The 18,161-nt window shown below is 60.0% G+C and carries 15 protein-coding genes; 10 read left to right on the top strand and 5 right to left on the bottom strand.

Annotated features, from left to right (window positions below; all coding sequences use genetic code 11):
* Nucleotides 1–136 precede the first annotated feature (136 nt).
* The 4 genes from zorA to DFR34_RS09945 are packed head-to-tail and all read left to right on the top strand — an operon-like array spanning nt 137 to nt 8,252.
* The gene (zorA, locus tag DFR34_RS09960) at nt 137–2,164 is read left to right on the top strand and encodes an anti-phage ZorAB system protein ZorA (protein WP_110391002.1); all 2,028 of its coding nucleotides are present in this window, start codon (nt 137–139) and stop codon (nt 2,162–2,164) included.
* A gap of 39 nt (nt 2,165–2,203) precedes the next feature.
* A complete protein-coding gene (locus DFR34_RS09955; protein WP_211309362.1) occupies nt 2,204–2,872 on the top strand; it encodes an OmpA family protein in 669 nt (222 codons plus the stop codon).
* A 50-nt stretch (nt 2,873–2,922) separates the two neighbouring features.
* Entirely contained in the window at nt 2,923–4,509 is a 1,587-nt protein-coding gene (locus tag DFR34_RS09950; RefSeq protein ID WP_211309361.1) for an EH signature domain-containing protein, read from the top strand.
* Nucleotides 4,506–8,252, top strand: a complete 3,747-nt coding sequence (locus DFR34_RS09945) for an SNF2-related protein (RefSeq protein WP_211309360.1) — start codon at nt 4,506–4,508, stop codon at nt 8,250–8,252. Before DFR34_RS09950 ends, DFR34_RS09945 begins: the two co-directional genes overlap by 4 nt.
* Nucleotides 8,253–8,378: 126 nt before the next feature.
* Here DFR34_RS09945 and DFR34_RS09940 read toward each other — a convergent pair whose 3' ends face one another.
* The gene (locus DFR34_RS09940) at nt 8,379–8,576 is read right to left on the bottom strand and encodes a hypothetical protein (protein ID WP_110390999.1); all 198 of its coding nucleotides are present in this window, start codon (nt 8,574–8,576) and stop codon (nt 8,379–8,381) included.
* Nucleotides 8,577–8,852: 276 nt separating this feature from the next.
* Between DFR34_RS09940 and DFR34_RS09935 the strand changes: the two genes are divergently transcribed.
* On the top strand, nt 8,853–9,713 hold the full coding sequence (locus tag DFR34_RS09935; protein ID WP_245906856.1) for a UDP-2,3-diacylglucosamine diphosphatase: 861 nt from the start codon (nt 8,853–8,855) through the stop codon (nt 9,711–9,713).
* A complete protein-coding gene (locus DFR34_RS09930) occupies nt 9,701–10,732 on the top strand; it encodes a glycosyltransferase family 4 protein (protein ID WP_110390997.1) in 1,032 nt (343 codons plus the stop codon). Before DFR34_RS09935 ends, DFR34_RS09930 begins: the two co-directional genes overlap by 13 nt.
* A 118-nt stretch (nt 10,733–10,850) precedes the next feature.
* On the opposite strand, the gene DFR34_RS09925 is transcribed toward DFR34_RS09930, so the two are convergent.
* The gene (locus tag DFR34_RS09925; protein WP_110390996.1) at nt 10,851–11,399 is read right to left on the bottom strand and encodes a helix-turn-helix domain-containing protein; all 549 of its coding nucleotides are present in this window, start codon (nt 11,397–11,399) and stop codon (nt 10,851–10,853) included.
* An 83-nt stretch (nt 11,400–11,482) separates the two neighbouring features.
* Between DFR34_RS09925 and DFR34_RS09920 the strand changes: the two genes are divergently transcribed.
* Nucleotides 11,483–12,193: a glutamine amidotransferase gene (locus DFR34_RS09920; protein ID WP_110390995.1), complete on the top strand. Its 711-nt coding sequence runs from the start codon at nt 11,483–11,485 to the stop codon at nt 12,191–12,193.
* Nucleotides 12,181–12,897 carry an MOSC domain-containing protein gene (locus DFR34_RS09915; RefSeq protein WP_110391065.1) on the top strand — a complete coding sequence of 239 codons (717 nt, stop codon included), beginning with the start codon at nt 12,181–12,183 and terminating at the stop codon, nt 12,895–12,897. Before DFR34_RS09920 ends, DFR34_RS09915 begins: the two co-directional genes overlap by 13 nt.
* A gap of 18 nt (nt 12,898–12,915) precedes the next feature.
* Here DFR34_RS09915 and DFR34_RS09910 read toward each other — a convergent pair whose 3' ends face one another.
* Both DFR34_RS09910 and DFR34_RS09905 read right to left on the bottom strand, forming a co-directional pair.
* Nucleotides 12,916–13,695 (bottom strand): ParA family protein, encoded by a 780-nt coding sequence (locus DFR34_RS09910; RefSeq protein ID WP_211309359.1) that lies wholly within the window; start codon nt 13,693–13,695, stop codon nt 12,916–12,918.
* Nucleotides 13,696–13,718: 23 nt separating this feature from the next.
* Nucleotides 13,719–14,171: a surface-adhesin E family protein gene (locus tag DFR34_RS09905; protein ID WP_110390994.1), complete on the bottom strand. Its 453-nt coding sequence runs from the start codon at nt 14,169–14,171 to the stop codon at nt 13,719–13,721.
* A 279-nt stretch (nt 14,172–14,450) separates the two neighbouring features.
* Between DFR34_RS09905 and recQ the strand changes: the two genes are divergently transcribed.
* Nucleotides 14,451–16,250 (top strand): DNA helicase RecQ, encoded by a 1,800-nt coding sequence (gene recQ, locus DFR34_RS09900; RefSeq protein ID WP_110390993.1) that lies wholly within the window; start codon nt 14,451–14,453, stop codon nt 16,248–16,250.
* A gap of 88 nt (nt 16,251–16,338) precedes the next feature.
* Nucleotides 16,339–17,556 carry a bifunctional glutamate N-acetyltransferase/amino-acid acetyltransferase ArgJ gene (argJ, locus tag DFR34_RS09895; RefSeq protein ID WP_110390992.1) on the top strand — a complete coding sequence of 406 codons (1,218 nt, stop codon included), beginning with the start codon at nt 16,339–16,341 and terminating at the stop codon, nt 17,554–17,556.
* Nucleotides 17,557–17,956: 400 nt separating this feature from the next.
* On the opposite strand, the gene DFR34_RS17380 is transcribed toward argJ, so the two are convergent.
* Nucleotides 17,957–18,161: hypothetical protein (locus tag DFR34_RS17380; protein ID WP_211309358.1), on the bottom strand; the 205-nt coding region annotated here is incomplete at its 5' end.

Below are 18,161 nucleotides of genomic sequence, written 5' to 3'. Positions count from 1 at the left end.
TCGTGACCAATGGCAAGTCATTGGGTTGATCTTGCCGAGTACGGACTTGGCTCAGAAACCCGGAAACGCGCTATGGCGTTACCCGTGCCTAGCTGACGTTCTCTAGGAAAAAACCTGTTTAAGAAGAAAGATTTATATGGATAGCTTCATCCAATCATTACCTACCTGGCTGGTTGGCTCCTTCCTAGTGTGCTTACTGGGGTTCCTGTGGATGTTTGTCTTGCCTGCCTTGCGGCTTGGCTGGGAACTCAAGATGGCAAACAATGAACTCTCTAAAATCAAGGACAGCGTAAAAGGGGAAGGGAGGAGTCTTGTTGAGCTTTCGGAGATTGCAGATGGCCCCATGAAGCGGACCTCTGATCTCAAGCACTCGTGGAGCGAGTACGCGGAGACCCTACATCCGCAAAAGGAAGTTGGCGACGACGGGCAGAGCCGGACTGTTTGCTTGCGCGCAACCGCCCTCGCCGAAACGTTTTTCTCAGAGCACGCCATCGTCCACTTACCACTTAAGTTGGACTTCTACAAGCACCTTCCGGGGATTCTTACCGGCATCGGCATCATCGGGACATTTCTAGGCCTTATCAACGGCCTTGCCTCGTTCGACGTGTCAGATCCGACCAAGGCGCAGGAGGAACTCAAAAATCTCATCAATGCGGTCGGGCACGCATTCAAAGTGTCATGTGCTGCGATTGTGTTGGCCATGATCTTCACCATGCTAGAGAAGTCGATAGCGGCGGCGCTGAATGGACAGGTTGCCAAGCTGCGCCAGTTAATCGACGAGCTGTTCCGTGCCGGCGCGGGAGAGGAGTATCTCGAACAGCTGGTGCGGGCTTCGGACGCACAGGCCACTCAGGCTGCCCATATCAAGGATGCCCTCGTCGCCGACCTTAAAGAGATACTCACCACGCTGACCGAATCTCAACTGGAGAGGCAGTCCAAGCACACAGCGTTGATACTGCGTTCGCAGGCCGAACAGACAGGGAGGATGTCGGAGGGCATGGGTAAGGCAATTGCGGAGCATCTTGGCGGCCCTATCTCTGATATTGCACAGGCCGTCAAGGGGGTCAGTACACATCAGGGTGACGCTGTGAACAAGATGCTTACCGATGTCCTCACCGGATTCAGCGCCCAGATGCAGGATATGTTTGGTGGCCAGATGCGCGGTATGACCGAACTGCTCAAGGAAACCTCCATGGCCATGCGCCAATCCGCCGAAAAATTCGCCACGCTAGCAACGGATATGGACGCCGCCGGAAAGAGCACCGTGGAGGCCATGGGCAAGCGGCTTAATACCGCCATCACGTCGATGGAGGCTCGCCAGCAGGTCATGAACAAGCAGGTGGGTGAAGTGGTGGTGCAGATGCGGGAGATGCTCTCCGAGTCGCAAACGGAATCCACTCGCAAGTTGCAAGAAGCACTTGGGCTGGTTGGAAAGCAGGTTGTTGGCGTCGTCAATGTATTGCGTCAGCAGGCTGAGGCGGCTGCACAGTCTCAGGGGCATCGGCAGGAGAGGTTTGAGGAAAGCACCGGAAAGGCGGTCCAGACGCTGTCTGCCCAGATGGAGGGATTGCTGGCCCAGTCTGTGCAGACGAACCGTTCCCTACAAGACGCTGTGGTTGCGCTATCAAGAGCCACTGGAGAAGCAATTGCCGGGATGAATCAAGGCGCAGAAACGCTTTATCTGGCGGCGACCAATTTTGCCCAGGCTGGACAAGGGGTGTCGGACACCATGCAATCAGCAACAGCGGCAACCGATAACATTAAGACTGCCTCTGTCATGCTCTCTACTGCGACGAATGCCACCAAGGATTTGCTGTCGGATTATGCGCGAACCCGTGACTCTTTTGCCATGATGGTCACCGAACTTAAATCCGTCATGGAAAATGCTCGTCGGGATGCGGCGATGACCTCGGAGATTATCGGTCGAATCGAATCCGCAGCGGGCAAGCTTGGTGACGCTCAGCGGCAGTCGGAGGAATACCTTCAGGGCGTCAACGATGTTCTGGCCGGCGCACACGAATCCTTCGCCAAGCATGTTGGCGATACGATGCGAGTGGCCAATGCAGGTTTTCAAAAGGAGCTTCGCACGGCAGTGGATATGGTTTCTGCGGCCGTCAGGGATTTGAGCGACACGCTAGAAGATATGCCGGGAAGGGGGCGGTAAGCGATGCTTGGTATCAAGACGCCACCCCGAAAACCAGACGTGGACGAGGCCGAGAAGCCTTTTTGGATTTCCTATTCTGATCTGATGACTGCGCTCATGGTGCTTTTCCTGGTGGCCATGAGCGTATCTCTGTTTTCCATTACTCAGGAGGTGATATCGGGTCCTGAGGCGCATCGCCATAAGGTTGATGCATGCATGATTGAAGTTGATTCGATGACCCGCAGGGATTTTCCGGGGGTCGAGGTGAAAGGGCATTCCATCAGTTTCGGCACTTTAGCCCTGTTCTCAACCAACAAGCACAAACTGGATCCCGCCGCTGAGATTGTCCTCAGGACTTATGTGCCAAAGGTGTTGAACCTTGCACGCTCCAAGGGCTGTAGCGCCGTTTTCAAGCGTGTCATCGTCGAGGGCTTCGCAAGCCAATCGGGCACCTACCTCCACAATCTTAACCTCAGCCTGCAAAGGGCTGAACGAGTCATCTGTGCGTTGCTGACCCCCACAGAAGCGGGCGCGTTGTCTGATGCAGATCGTCGTGACGTGCGTAACTTATTTCTTGTCGGGGGCTCGTCGTTCAATGCGCTCAAGCCAAGTGACGCAGAGAGCCAACGCATCGAGCTCAAACTAGAGTTTCTTGCATACGGGGAAGAGCGGGAAATTATCCGTGATGCCCCTCTGGACCAGACTTTACTATGCCCTTTGGACAAATAACCCCTCTTGACAGCTTGCATGCTCGGCTGCGCTCTGCATTTGAGGCGGGATTGCGTCGCCCCGAAGAGTGGACCGACGATTCTGCCAATAGCCGCATGGCGGCGGATGTGAAAGCGCGTCATGATGCTCCCGGAAGGCCTCCAAACCCTGCCACCGTATTGGCCGCTGTTTCCTATTTCCGGACAACCGGTGAGCCGGATGGTTGGCGCGGCTTGAAGCGGGTGTGCTTTGGTGCGGGCATGCTAGACAACAGGGGGTGGAGCCTCCTTGCAGATGACCGCTTGCGTTCGAAGCTTCTGGATTTGGCGCAAAACCAAGCGGAAGCCAGGAAGCGGGTCAGATGCTTTCAGTTTTTATTGTCGAGCTACTGGGCGTTTCCCCTGCAAGCTGCTGATGAGAAAACCAAGGCTGGCTGGGTTGCGTTACGTGAATGGTTGCACAAGCGATTGCGGCCCATTTCGACGGATCTGACCAGAATGCCTGCGTGGTTTCAGACTCTGGTCAAACATCATAACCTTTTGCGCGATGATCCTTGCGGCAGATATGGCCCGGACCTGCTTTCAGGAAACGGTGCGCAGTTTCAAACTGTATTGACCCAGTTGGGCATTCCTTCAGATTCTTGGGTGCCCGAGGAAGCCATCGTCGCCCAGATCCGCGCTGCTTGCGATTTGCAGCATGAGGGGTTTCGGGCTGCGCTGCCCGATTTGCTTAAGGTTGTCACCGGACAGGCCGGCCTTGCTCCTGCCAAGGCATTGCAGATACGGTGTATTGCTATGCTGGTCGTCAGGTATGCCAAGATTCCAGGCGCGCCGGAGCATCCGCTATTGCGCGATGCGGCAGTGAATGTAATCGGCAATCCATGGCTGCATCGGGCCTCATGGGATGCCAATGTGCTTGATGGCCTTGGCAAGCCAGACCATGGGGCGCGTGAGATGGTGTTTGGCTGGCTCAAGCGCCGGCTTATCAAAGATTTCTTCGAACTTCTTAGCGCAGATGGTGCTGGCGACAGTCGTCGTCTCAACTACTGGCTCCGTTTCGAACCCTTTGTTGACGATATGTGGTTTGCCTTGGGCGCAAATGCACGACAGCGACGCGGTGAAACCTTTGAGGATTTTCGCGCGAGGGCCAAGGGCCGGCTGCTCAACCTTGAGAAAACCACGGCAGACAATAACGCTTTTGTGATGCGGATAGGCCATCACCTCGCGATGGAGTGCGGAGAAAACGGCAATGCCCTTTATTTATATCGTTGGGATGAGCTGCCTCCTGCCGTGTCACACACTCTGCTGTCAGGGAAGGATAAGGTGGATGTCACGATCCATCAGTTGAAGAACTCGGAGCACATCGCCACTGAGAAGCCTTTGCGGCACGTTGACAGCCCCAAAGCGTTGGAAAGTTGGGAACAAAAATTCGATGCCGCCGTTTGTCCTATCCTTGGCTGCAAACCTGAAACGCGGCCAGCATATGTGGCGGTGCTTGAGACGCTACTCCAGAAATACAGGATCTCAGCCGAGGACAAAAGGCCCCAGGGCGGTGCGTTTTGGGTATACACCAATAATGCTTCCTCAGGGTTCAATGCCCAGATTCAAGCACTCGGATTTCAATATCGAGCACCACAGGGTTGGTTCAAGGAGTCATGATGGGGCTATTCAGCTTTGCGAAAAAAGCCAGGGAAGATGTCAAGAGCACGCCCTCAATCGAAAAAAGGTTAGCAGTAGAAGGGGTGACATACCTGTCGAAGGAGCCTTCTGCCTGGAATAGCCGGAATCCATCAACATTTGGTACTGAGCATGCACTGGCGGCTTTTCTGTTTCAAGCTGAGGATGAAGGATTTGCCCATTTGGAAGGCAATACTTTCTTCTTGCCATGGGCGGATGTGTTCAGGTTGATGGCGTCCCCAGATCATGCCGAGTCCTTCCCCCTTCTTGGGCTTCCTGGCCTAGGGCCTTGGCGACCGGTGCTTGCTAGTTCTGGGTCGCTGGCTGACAAGGCGTTTTCGATATATTTGGCGGGCTGGAAGGCGCCTGACGGCTCAGTACCGAAGGGTGACGCAGTGGTTGAGGGGGCGGTACTGCGAGTGGGGGGTAAGACCTCACTCCTCTCGCGGGCAGCTTGGGAAATGACTGAGGCGATATTCAGCTTCAGGAAGAAACAGCTGAATGATGGCGGAGATCCAGATTCCAATCGGCGAGCATGGGCCAACATTCGTGCAAAGGCTGTCTCGGCTGGGGCGGATTTGTCCGACTTTCTCGCCAAGACCGTGGTCCTTACCCCGGAACGTCTGGACATAGCACTGCGCAAGGCGGATGCCCTGGCTGGAAATGTGGTCGAGGTGCTGCCTGGCTTCAAGGGGCAACCTGCACGATGGCTGGAGATGTTTGACCGATTTGGCAGCATCCCCGAGAGATACGAGATTCCCGACGGAGAGGGCATGACCCACATCCTGATTTCTCCAGAGGTCAGAACCGTCCTGCGGGAAATCAAGCGGATGCCGGGCCGTCGTGTCGCAGGAGACCGGGCCGAGGCATTCATCAGGAACCCATTTGCCGCCCTTGGCCCTGACGCATCGAAGGTTGTTGATCCTGCACAGTTCGAGCGGGCGCGTGATGAGGCAGGCATCGCTTTTGCGAGTTTCATCGCACATGTGCGGCGCGATTGTTACGGATACCCGTTCGAGACCGGGTTGTTGGTTGAGGAGAGCATCGCCGGCGAGGTAAGCAGCGAATTGGTCAAATTCGAAGGCCAGGCTGATCTATCCCGATTTCTTGAGAGATTGGAGTCCCGCATCGCCGCAGGCGCCCAGTGTTGCCATTGGGAGGGCTACGACCTTGAGATTCTGGGGGACACGCCCGAGCAGGCCAAGAGGCTTAGAGCCGCCCTGGTGGAGATGATGCGTCCGCAGGGGGTGAGCGCGTCTGAAGTGCTTGACCTGTCCCGATACTCTGAACGTGTGGCCGGCTTCGGGATAGAAAAGCCCTACTATTCACCGTTTATTGCGCGCAAGAATGACGACGAGGGGTGGTTTCCGCAAAACGTGGCGTTTGGCGTCTTCTATACGCCTGAGGGCGGGGGGGAAACCATCGCGATCTCACTCGACCCCAAAAATATGGTGGCTTTTCGGGAGACACTGTCACAGGCTAAGCGTGAGGGCAGGAATACCTTTGATTTTTCAGGCTGCCCCAAGCCCATCCCGGTGGCCTGGGCTGAGGACGTTTTAGGCGCGTTTTCCGAGGCTGCCCATGATGTGAGGAAGGGTACGTTTGACCCAGAGTGGATCAAGGAAAAGGGACGCGCGAAAGAGCGCAAGGGGTTGGTGGTCAAGCCCAACGTAGACGCGCTCGATTACGAAGAGCGGCGCGGAGTGCTGGCGCCACCAAAGGATGCTCTCCCCGTGCTGCCGACATCGCTCAGGTTGGGCATATCACTCAAGGCGCACCAGGTTTCAGGGGTGACATGGCTACTCAATCTATGGTTACGGTCACCAGGAGCATGCCGTGGGGCTTTGCTCGCCGACGACATGGGGCTGGGCAAAACCCTGCAACTTCTGTCATTCATGGCCTGCGTCCTCGAAAAAGACTCGAAGGTAGACCCGTTCCTTGTCGTCGCCCCGGTTTCCTTGCTTGAGAATTGGGTAGAGGAGAAAGATAAATTCTTCGAACCTGGCGTGTTCAGGGTGCTTACGCTCTATGGCGACGCTTTATCGCAGAGGCGGTTGCCGAAGGATGCGGTGGATGCCGAGCTCGCCGGCCAAGGCATCACACGGCTTCTGCGCCGTGACTGGTTAGGCGATGCCAATCTCGTGCTGACCACTTATGAGACCCTGCGTGACCTTGAGTTTTCCCTTGCTTCACAGCGATGGTCGGCGATGGTCTGTGACGAGGCGCAAAAGATAAAGAACCCGAATGCGATGGTCACACGGGCAGCGAAAAAGCAGAACGCACGATTCAAGATCGCATGCACTGGCACGCCGGTAGAGAATACCCTGACGGATATCTGGTGCTTGTTCGACTTCGTCCAGCCCGGACTCCTTGGGGCGCTGAAAGATTTTGGCGAACGCTACCGTAAACCTATCGAGGCCGAGACTGAGGAAGAAAAGACCAGAATTGAGGAATTGAGGGCGCTTATTGAACTGCAAAAGCTTCGCCGGACAAAGGCGGAGGTCGCCAAGGACTTGCCTAAGAAAATCGAGGTGCCGGAGTGCAGGTCTTTGCCGCTGTCGGATAGGCAGCGGGCGCTTTACGCGGATGCGGTGGCAGCGTTCAGAAACCGTAGCGGAATTTCGAACCACCTCGGCTTATTGCAATATCTCCGACGGCTGTGCTCCGACCCGAGGCTACCGGGGACGCTTGCGACCGATTCGACGCCCGTGGCCGAGATTGAGCGGCACTCCCCCAAAATGGCCTGGATGATAAAGGCCCTTACCGCAGTGAGGGCGCGTGGTGAAAAGGCTATCGTATTTTGCGAATTCAGGGATTTGCAGCGAACTTTGCAGCGGGTCGTGTCCGAGCGTTTTGGCGTCACGCCTGACATTATCAACGGGGATACCTCGTCCTCATCGAAATCCGCCAATAGTAGGCAGAAGCGGATCAAGGCGTTCCAGGAGGGCCACGGCTTTGGTGTGATTATTCTCTCTCCTCTTGCTGTTGGCTTTGGAGTGAATATCCAAGCAGCTAACCACGTGATTCACTTCACGCGGACGTGGAACCCGGCGAAGGAAGACCAAGCCACGGACAGGGCATACCGTATTGGCCAGACGAGAGATGTTTTTGTGTATTACCCTGTGGTTGTGGCGGATGACTTCCTCACGTTCGATGCCAAGCTCGACGCGCTGCTTAATTGGAAGCGAGCGCTCTCAACAGACATGCTCAATGGCGCGGGTGATCTGCACCCATCGGACTTTGGCGATCTTGGGGCTCCTGACGGCAGTCACGTTTTTGGCGACGAACTGATTACCCCTGATGATGTGGGCTCCCTCGATCCGGACGCTTTCGAGGCGCTCTGTGCACTCCTGTGGAGCAAGATGGGTTACCGCAAGACGAAGCGCACACCCAAGAGTGGTGATGGCGGGGTGGATGTGGTGGCCATTTCGGGCAAATCAGGTGTGCTCATTCAATGCAAAAGTTCGTCCATTGATGGCAAGGAGCTCGGCTGGGAAGCTGTCAAGGATGTTGTCGCCGGGGCAGCGGGATACGCTGTGCGCTATCCTGGGGTCAAGTTCTCACTGATGGCAGTGACCAACCAGCGCTTTAACGGTACGGCTAGAGCCCAGGCGGCGATAAACCATGTTGAGCTGATTGATGTTGATGGGCTTGCTGAGAGGCTAAGCGAAACGCCAGTCAAGACAGGGGAGCTTGCCACCTATCTTTTCGCTGGCTGGCAATGAGAGCAGATGCCTCTGCTTCTTCATAATGATGGCTTTTGTTTTGGCGCAGCACTGACCAAAGTCGCACATTCACTCCACCGTCTTAACCATGAAACCCCAGCACAAAAGCCGGCGGACGGGTGTACATCAGCGGTAGTGGGGCGAGAGTTGGCCGTTGGTGTCCAGAATGCCCACCCGCTGCAAAAAGGCGCGTGCCGTTTGCGGGCTGGCGGCGTGGCGCTTGCCTGCCTCGCTAATCTCAACGGCAGCCTGTTCGTGAGAGACATGCCGTTCCGTAGGGGCCCGAGGCAGGCCGATGGCGTGGTAGGGCGATGGCTTTTTCATATGCGTCCAATGCGATGGCGATGCAAGCAATGGCTTGTATCCGGTGTGTTTTTTCGATTCTAGCGCATTGTTGGCGTCGCTCACAAAATCCCCTTGGCGGTGTTGTGTGCCCGTGCTGTACTCGCCTGGCCAGGCCCGCTGCGCGGGGTGAGGTGAGCAGCTTGTATGGCGCCCGCCCCCGCCATCCGCCGCCTTCACCTCCCCTTCAAAAAACCTTCTTGCTGCCGTCACCCGCTTGACGCTGCCGTGCAACGCCGGGTGGGCAGCATGGGCGGCGTGAAACCCGATACTGACCTCTCCTCGCTGAATCTGCCGCTGCCGATGCCCCGCCATTACCGGGCCATCTGGCTGTCGGATGTGCACCTGGGCACCTCTGGCTGCCAGGCTGAGTATTTGCTGGATTTTTTGCGCCACACCGACAGCGATGTGCTGTATCTGGTGGGCGATATTGTCGATGGCTGGCAGTTGAAAAAATCCTGGCGCTGGCCGCAGTCGCACAACGACATTGTGCAAAAAGTGCTGCGCAAGGTGCGCAAGGGCACGCAGGTGGTGTTTATTCCCGGCAATCACGACGAGGCCGGCCGCCAGTTTGCCGGGCTGGATTTTGGCGGCATCGCCATTCGCCGCGAGGCGGCGCACACCCTGGCCGATGGCCGCCGTTTGCTGGTCACCCACGGCGACGAGTTCGACGGGGTGATTCAGTACGCCAAATGGTTGGCCTATCTGGGCGACAGCCTGTACACCGGCATTCTGCACCTGAACCGCTGGTTCAACCGCCTGCGCGGCCGCTTGGGGCTGCCGTACTGGTCGCTGTCGCAATACCTCAAGCACAAGGTCAAGAACGCGGTGAATTTCATCACCGATTTCGAACGGGCGCTGGCCGACGAGGCGCGGCGGCGCGGGTTTGACGGCGTGGTGTGCGGGCATATCCACAAGGCGGAAATCCGCGACATCGACGGCGTGCTGTACTGCAACGACGGTGATTGGGTGGAAAGCCTCACCGCGCTGGTGGAAACCCCGGAAGGCGCGCTGGAAATCGTGCACTGGCCACATCTTCTGGGCAAGCCGCGCGCGGCCTCGCCTGCTCTTGATCCTGATGACTCCGACTCCGAGGACACCCCCACATGCGCATCATGATAGTCACCGACGCCTGGCGGCCGCAGGTCAATGGCGTGGTTCGCACGCTGACCGAAACCACCCGCGAGCTGAGCGAGCTGGGCCACACGGTGGAAATGATCACTCCGCTGGATTTTCGCACCTTTCCCTGCCCCACCTACCCGGACATCCGCCTGTCCTGGCGGCCGTATGCGCGGGTGGCGGCCACGCTGAAGGCGTTTGCCCCAGACGCCATCCATATTGCCACCGAAGGCCCGCTGGGTCTGGCGGCGCGGCGCTGGTGCATGGCCAATCAATTGCGCTTCACTACCGCATATCACACCCGTTTTCCGGAATACATCCACGCCCGCGTGCGCCTGCCGCTGTCGGCCAGCTATGCGTTCATGCGCTGGTTTCATGGCCCCAGCGCGGCGGTGATGGCGCCCACGCCGTCGATCAAGAGCGCGCTGGAAGGCTGGGGCTTTAACAATGTGGTGGTGTGGAGCCGTGGGGTGAACACCGACCTGTTTTGTCCGGGCGAGCGCGACCGGCTGGATGACTCGGTGCCGCCGCGCTTTGTCTACATCGGCCGGGTGGCGGTGGAAAAAAACATCGAGGCGTTTTTGCAGCTGGATTTGCCCGGCAGCAAATGGGTGGTGGGCGACGGCCCGCAAATGGAACTGCTCAAGCGCCGTTACCCGAATGTGTGGTTTGCCGGGGTGTATCCGCAGGCCGAACTGGCGCGTTTTTACCGCGCGGCGGATGTGTTTGTGTTCCCCAGCCTGACCGACACCTTTGGCCTGGTGCTGCTGGAAGCCATGGCCTGCGGCACGCCGGTGGCGGCGTTTCCGGTGGCCGGGCCGCTGGATGTGGTGGCCGACAGCGGCGCTGGCGCGCTGAACCAGGATTTGCGTCAGGCCTGCCTGGACGCCATGCACATCGACCGCTGCCATGTGCGCCGCCACGCCGAGCGCTTCAGCTGGGCGGCGGCCACCCGTCAGTTTGAAGCCCATCTGTGCCCCAACCCGCCGCGCATGTCGGCGCAGCTGAGCGCGGCCTGAGCGGCGCTTAGCGTCGCTCACCAAACCCAGCGAAGCGGTTCTGGCTGAGCGCGCGCAGACAGTGCGGGTAGCACGGCAAGGTCGGGCAACAACGCCAGCAGGGGTTGGTTAGCCGCGCTTAGTCGTCGGGCTGACGAGCAATCACCACCAACACACTGGCCGGCGCCTCACCCAGCCGGCGGATGCGGTGCGGCAGCTCGGCGCGAAAATACACGCAATCCCCGGCGGCCAGTTGCTCGTGGCGGCCGGGAAACGCCATCTCCACCTCGCCGCTCAACACCCACACCAATTCCTCGCCCGGATGGCCAGCCGGCCCTGGCCCGTCGCTGAATTCCGCTGGCGGGTGCAGCACAAAGGGCTGCATCTGCTTGCCGGCCATGTCCGCCGCCAAGACTTCCACCCGTCGGCCAACGTCGCCCGCGCGCTCGATGCGCAGGCGCTGGTCGGCGCGGGTCAGGCAGAGTTCGCCCGCCTCGGTGTGCGGGCTGAACAGCTGCGCCACATCCACCGCCAGCGCGCGCGCCAGCTTGAGCGCGCTGGCGATCGACGGCGTGGACAGCCCGCGCTCCACTTTGGACACATAACTTTTGGTCAGCCCGCTGCGCTGGGCCAGTTGCTCCAGGCTCAGGCCGTGTTGCTGGCGCAGCAGCTTCAAGCGCGTGCTCATGTCGGCTCCTTGCCGCTTGTTTGTTGAGACAAACAGTGTAATATAAGACACGATGTGTCATTCAATGGGAGCGAGGGCGCGCGATGTCAGGACGGGTATTGGCGATTCGCCATGTGCAGTTTGAGGACTTGGGCAGCTTTGCCCCGTGGTTTGCCCAATCGGGGCTGCAAGTCGAGTATCTAGATGCCGGCGTGGATGCGCTGATCGGGGTGGATGTGCTGTCGCCTGCGCTGGTGGTGGTGCTGGGCGGGCCGATTGGCGCTTATCAGGATGCGCTTTATCCTTTTTTGCGCGACGAGCTGGCGCTGATCCGCGCCCGGCTGGACGCCGGCCGGCCGCTGCTGGGCATCTGCCTGGGCGCGCAGTTGATTGCCCGCGCACTGGGCGCGCGCGTCTACCCCGGCCCGGCGGTGGAAATCGGCTGGCAAGGGCTGACGCTGACCGAAGCCGGCCGCGCCTCGCCGTTGGCGGCGCTGGATGGCGGGCTGACCAGCATGCTGCACTGGCACGGCGACACCTTCGACCTGCCGGATGGCGCCGTGCGCTTGGCTTCCACCCCGGCTTGCGCCAATCAGGCGTTTGCCCTGGGCGCGCATTGCCTGGCGTTTCAGTGTCACCCGGAAGTGGACAGCACACGGCTGGAAGCCTGGCTGATCGGCCACGCCAGCGAGCTGGCGCACCACGACATTGATCTGGCGGCGCTGCGCCGCGACGCGGGCATGCACGGCGAACGCCTGCGCCAGCAAGCGCTGCAATGCCTGGCGGCGTGGTGGGCGCAGCAATGCGCGCAGTGAATTGGCCGCCGCCGCTGGCGATTGCCGCCCCGCGCATCGGCCAGGCGCGCCCACTTGGCCCGAATGGGCGACTGAGCGCCATCGATAAACACGCCGTGCACGGGCCATTGTGGCTGGATGCGCTCGGCCTGCGCGGCGATGAGCAAGCCGACCGCCGGGTGCACGGCGGCGTGGACAAGGCCTTGCATTATTTCCCGGCCGAGCACTACCGCAGCCTGGCGGCGGAAGACCCCGGCTTGCGCCTGGCGGTGGGCGATTTTGGCGAAAACCTGTCTGGGCTGGGCTTGCTGGAACAAGACGTCTGCCTGGGCGATGTGTTTGCGCTGGGGCCGTGCCGGGTGCAGCTCAGCCAGGGGCGGCAACCCTGCTGGAAGCTGAATGTGCGCTTTGCCCGGCCGGACATGGCGCGGCGGGTGCAGGATAGCGGCCGGGTGGGCTGGTATTTTCGGGTGTTGCAGCCGGGCTGGCTGCAAGCCGGCGATGTGCTGCAATTGCTGGCGCGGCCATGGCCGGACAGCCAATTGGCGCGGGTGCTGCGCGCGCTGAATCAGGCAAACGTCGCCGCCGACGAGCGCCTTGCCGTGGCGGCCTTGCCCGGCGTGCCGCCGCGCTGGCGCGAGCGCTTGCTGGCGCAGGCGGCGCACGGCCACCGTGAGGATGCGGCCCGGCTGGATGCGCCGGCCGGGCCGCATGATGCGCCGTAGCTATTTCCCGTGCTGCGTTTAGCGCCCGCTCAGTTCCTGATACAGCGCGACAAACTCCTGACTGAGTTTGTGCTTGGGGTCGAGATACACCATGGGCTGGCTGCTCTGGTGCGATTCGCGGATTTTGACCGACGACGACAGCTTGCTGTTCAGCATCGGCAGGCCCTCGGCGGCCAGCTCGGCCACCAGCTTGGCCGGCAGCGCGGCGCGCGGTTGAAACTGGTTGACGATGATGCCTTCCAGTTGCAGGCCGGCGTTATGGTCGCCACGGATTTCTTGCAGATTGTCCAGCAGGGTATACAGCGCCCGGCGGGAAAAATCATCACAGTCAAACGGAATCAACACCCGCTCACAGGCAATCAGCGCCGAGCGGGAAAAAAAGTTCAGTGCAGGCGGGGTGTCCACCCAGATTTCGTCAAATTCCTTGGCCAGTTCGTTCAGCGCGTCGCGCAGCTTGTACATCTTGTAGCGCGCTTCCAGCTTGGGGCCCAGCTCGCCCAACTCCGGGTGCGAGCACATCAGCGACAGGCCGGCAAACGGCGTGGCGTGCACATGCGCCAGCGTGGGCTGGCTGTTCAGGCTGAAATTCAGGATCTGGTCAAAAAAATCGAATACCGACGGGCGCAGCTGGTCGGCGTCGGGGCCGTATACATAGTGGGACAGATTACCCTGCGGATCGAGATCCACGACCAGGGCGCGCCGGCCTTGCTGGGCGGCCACTGCGGCCAGGTTGGCGGTGATGGTGGATTTGCCCACCCCGCCTTTTTGGTTGAACACCACACGTTTGATTGCCGTCATGCGAATGCTTTCAGGTCTGAGAGTCAGGGGCGTCGGCAGACTGCCTGCATTTGCTGATGACTGGCCGAATTGGGCGTGATGGCTGCCGGACGGATTTCTCCATCATTATACGTATAGCTGGCCACCGGCTTGCCATTTTCATCAAACAGGCTGCTGGCCAGCAGTTGATAGGTTTGCGCCTGGCAGTCAATCCGCCAGCTGTTGACCGACACCTTGTGGCGCGGCAGGCTGGTGAAGGTTTCCCGCTTCAGGTTGAAAATGGTCTTGCGGTCGCGGAAGGTCACCACATCGCCATGGCGGACAATGGATTGCTTGTCCAGCTCGTGCAGGATATTGCCATTGGGGGTGACGCCCAGGTTTTGCCATTGGGTGGCGGCGCCGGGGTCGCGCGGTGCGCTGCGGCCGGGGTCTTCCTGGGTGGCGCAGGCAGCCAGGCCCACGGCAAGCAGGGCGGCGACAAGTGCGCGTGACGACATGGGAATGCTCCTGAAAACAGACCTGGACGCGCCAGCGCGCCAAGCCGGGTGAAAAACCGCAAGTGTCGCACAGAAGCCGCCTGGCAGGGCGGGTGGCGCGTCGTGCAAATTTTATCGATCTGTGCAGAAACTTTTTTCTTGCGCCGCACACAAATCACCGTGTTTTCTCCTCTACGTTCCCCAATGCTTCCACAGTCAACGGAACGCTTCACGCCATTCGCCGCGCGCGAATGGCGTTTTTTTTGTGCGACAATTCGTTTTTGTTTGTGATTGCCCGCCATGCAAGATGCGCTGACCGTCCTTCAGCAGGTGTTTGGCTACCCCGAGTTTCGCGGTTTGCAGGCCGAAATCGTCGCGCACGTCGCCACCGGCCACCATGCCCTGGTGCTGATGCCCACCGGCGGCGGCAAGTCGCTGTGCTTTCAGGTGCCGGCCTTGTTGCGTCCTGGCATCACCGTGGTGGTGTCGCCGCTGATCGCGCTGATGGAAGACCAGGTGGCCACCCTGTCCGAGCTGGGCGTGGCGGCGGCGTATCTGAATTCCACCGTCGAAGCCGACGAGGCGCGCCGCATTGCCCAGGCCGCGCGCAGCGGCGAGCTCAAGCTCTTATATGTGGCGCCCGAGCGACTGCTGTCGCCGCGCTTTCTGGAGTTTCTGGATAGCCTGGATCTGGCGCTGTTCGCCATCGACGAAGCGCATTGCGTGTCGCAATGGGGGCATGACTTCCGGCCGGAATACCGCCAGTTGGGCGTGTTGGCCGAGCGCTTTCCGGCGGTTCCGCGTGTGGCGCTGACCGCCACCGCCGACCCGCAAACCCGTGAAGAAATCCTGCATTACTTGCACCTGAGCGACGCTCGGGTGTTTCTCTCCAGCTTTGACCGGCCGAACATCACCTATACCGTGGTGGAAAAACATCAGGCCAAGAAGCAGCTGGTCAGCTATATCGAGCAGCATCATGCCGGCCAGTCCGGCATTGTCTATTGCCTGTCGCGCAAGCGCGTGGAAGACACCGCCGCCTGGCTGGTGGAGCAGGGCATCACTGCCCTGCCCTATCACGCCGGCCTGCCCGCCGCCTTGCGCGCCACCCACCAGCGGCGTTTTTTGCGCGAAGACGGCGTGGTGATGGTGGCCACCGTGGCGTTTGGCATGGGCATCGACAAGCCGGACGTGCGCTTTGTCGCCCACCTGGATTTGCCGCGCAGCCCGGAAGGCTTTTATCAAGAATCCGGCCGCGCCGGCCGCGATGGCCAGCCGGCCGCCAGCTGGCTGTGTTATGGCCTGTCGGACATGGTGCAGTTGCAGCAGATGTTGTTCGAGTCCGAGCAGGACGAGGCGCGTAAACAGGTTGAATTGGGCAAGCTGGAAGCGATGCTGGCCTACTGCGAAACCGCCGCCTGCCGCCGTCAGCTATTGCTGGCGCACTTTGGCGAAGCCATCGAGCCTTGCGGCAAGTGCGACAACTGCCTGAACCCGCCCAAGACCTTTGACGCCACCACGCTGGCGCAAAAAGTGTTGTCCTGTGTGTACCGGGTGAATCAGCGCTGCGCCGCCAACCATGTGATCGACATCTTGCTGGGCCGCGACAGTGAATCGGTGCGTCTGCGCGGCCACCAAACCTTGTCCACCTTTGGCGTGGGCAAAGAGCTGAATCAGCGCGGCTGGCGTTCGGTGATTCGCCAACTGGTGGCGCAGGGCTATCTGACCGTGGACGTCAGCGCCTATCAATCGCTCAAGCTCACCGAAAGCTGTCGCGCCGTGCTGCGCGGTGAAACCCAGGTGTTCATGCGCCCGATCCGCAATGATACGCCGGGCAAGTCGGTCAGCAACGACAACGACCGCTGGCTGCGCACCGAGCGCGAAGAGCGCATCTGGCAAGCCCTGCGCACCTGGCGCAAAAAACTGGCCGACGAGCACAATGTGCCGGCTTACGCGGTGTTCTCCGACAAGACCCTGCGCGAGCTGACCGAGCGCCGCCCGCAAAGCGAAGCCGAGCTGCGCACCATTTATGGTGTGGGCGAGATGAAGCTGGCCCGCTATGGCGAAAGCCTGCTGGAAATTCTGCGCGAGGCGGCGGCGTGATTTCGCTACAATCCTGCCTTGCCGGCGCGTGATGCGCGTCGGCCTGGATTGAATCTATCTATATACATTGACTGCATCAGGAACCGACATGCCTGTGAACCTCGCCCCGATTGACCCCGCCGCCCTGTTGCCGGTGGCCGGCGTCACCCTGTCCTATGCCGAAGCCGCGGTGAAAAAACCGGGCCGCAAGGATGTGCTGCTGATTGAGCTGGCTGCCGGCAGCCAGGTGGCCGGGGTGTTCACCCGCAACCGCTTCTGCGCCGCTCCGGTGCACCTGTCGCGCGCCCATCTGGCCAGCGGCCAGCCGATTCGCGCGCTGGTGGTCAACACCGGCAACGCCAACGCCGGCACCGGCGAAGACGGCCGCCAGCGCGCCCTGGCCGTCTGTCAGGCCGTGGCGGAACAACTGGGCTGCCAGGCTGAGCAAGTGTTGCCGTTCTCGACCGGCGTGATTCTCGAACCGCTGCCGTTCGAAAAAATCATCGGCGCCCTGCCGCAGCGTCGCGCCGGCAGCTGGGCCGACGCCGCCGAAGCGATCATGACCACCGACATCCTGCCCAAGGCCGCCTCGCGCCAGGTCGAGCTGGGCGGCAAGACCGTCACCCTGACCGGCATCGCCAAGGGCGCCGGCATGATTCACCCGAATATGGCCACCATGCTGGGCTTTGTCGCCACCGATGCCGCCATCGCCCCGGAACTGCTGCAAGGCCTGCTGTCCACTGCGGCGGATTTGTCCTTTAACAGCATCACCGTCGATGGCGACACCTCGACCAACGATTCTTTTATGTTGATTGCCACCGGCCAGGCCGGCAACGCCCCGGTCAGCAGCGCCGACAGCGCTGATTACCAGGCGCTGGCCGCTGCCTTGCAATCGCTGTCTATTGAACTGGCCCAGGCCATCGTCCGCGACGGCGAAGGCGCCACCAAATTCATGACCATCACCGTCGAAGGCGGCCGCTCGCGCGAAGAGTGCAAGGCCATCGGCTACGCCATCGCCCGCTCGCCGCTGGTGAAAACCGCCTTCTTTGCCTCCGACCCCAATCTGGGCCGCATCCTGGCGGCGATTGGCTACGCCGGCATCGACGATCTGGACGTGGATCAGCTGTCCCTGTATCTGGACGATGTGCTGGTGGCGGTGAACGGCGGCCGTAACCCGGTCTATCAAGAAGAAGACGGCCAGCAGGTGATGAACAAGTCCGAAATCCTGGTGCGCGTGGTGCTCGGCCGTGGCGACGCCAGCGCCACGGTGTGGACCTGCGACTTCTCGTATGACTACGTGCGTATCAATGCAGACTATCGCAGCTGATTGGCGCTGAGCCGCCGTTAAGCGCGGCTCAAACCAACAACGCCCCGTGCAGCTTCTGCCGGGGCGTTGTTGCATCTATAAGCGTGATATCAAGAGCGACATCTATATAGACGCATCCGGCGTCGGGTGTTCGAAGAGCCGGGGAGGGCATGGTTTGCCGGGTTTACCGGCTTTGTCGCCCGGTATCCAGCGCGCTGCTGGTCGATTCTGGGCGTTTTTTTACGGCCGGCAGAGAAAAATCCCCCATCAAGATAGCCAAAACGCCGCTGTTTTGATGATTTTTGCCGGCTCAGGCAAAAAATTGCCCGTGCCGAAAGAAGTTTTGCTGAGGGGTTTTGCGAGAATTCGCCGGGTAGGTGCAGTTTTTTGCAAAAATCTTCAAAAAAGATTCACTGTAAGTTCAATGGCTTGTCGTGTTTTTCGCATTTTTCTGCAAAAAAGTGTGCTGCGGGGTGTTGACGGTTTCGGGGGTGGTGCGTATAGTTCGCATCTCTGCTGCTGACGCAGACGACGAAACGAAGCGAAACAAACCGCTGACGTTACCGGGTTCTGATTCAGAAAGCAACTGATCTTTAACAGAAAAGACAACCGATAAGTGTAGGCGC

This window comes from Rivihabitans pingtungensis (assembly GCF_003201855.1).
Classification (GTDB): Bacteria; Pseudomonadota; Gammaproteobacteria; order Burkholderiales; family Aquaspirillaceae; genus Rivihabitans; species Rivihabitans pingtungensis.
This window is presented reverse-complemented; position numbering and strand designations above follow the sequence as displayed.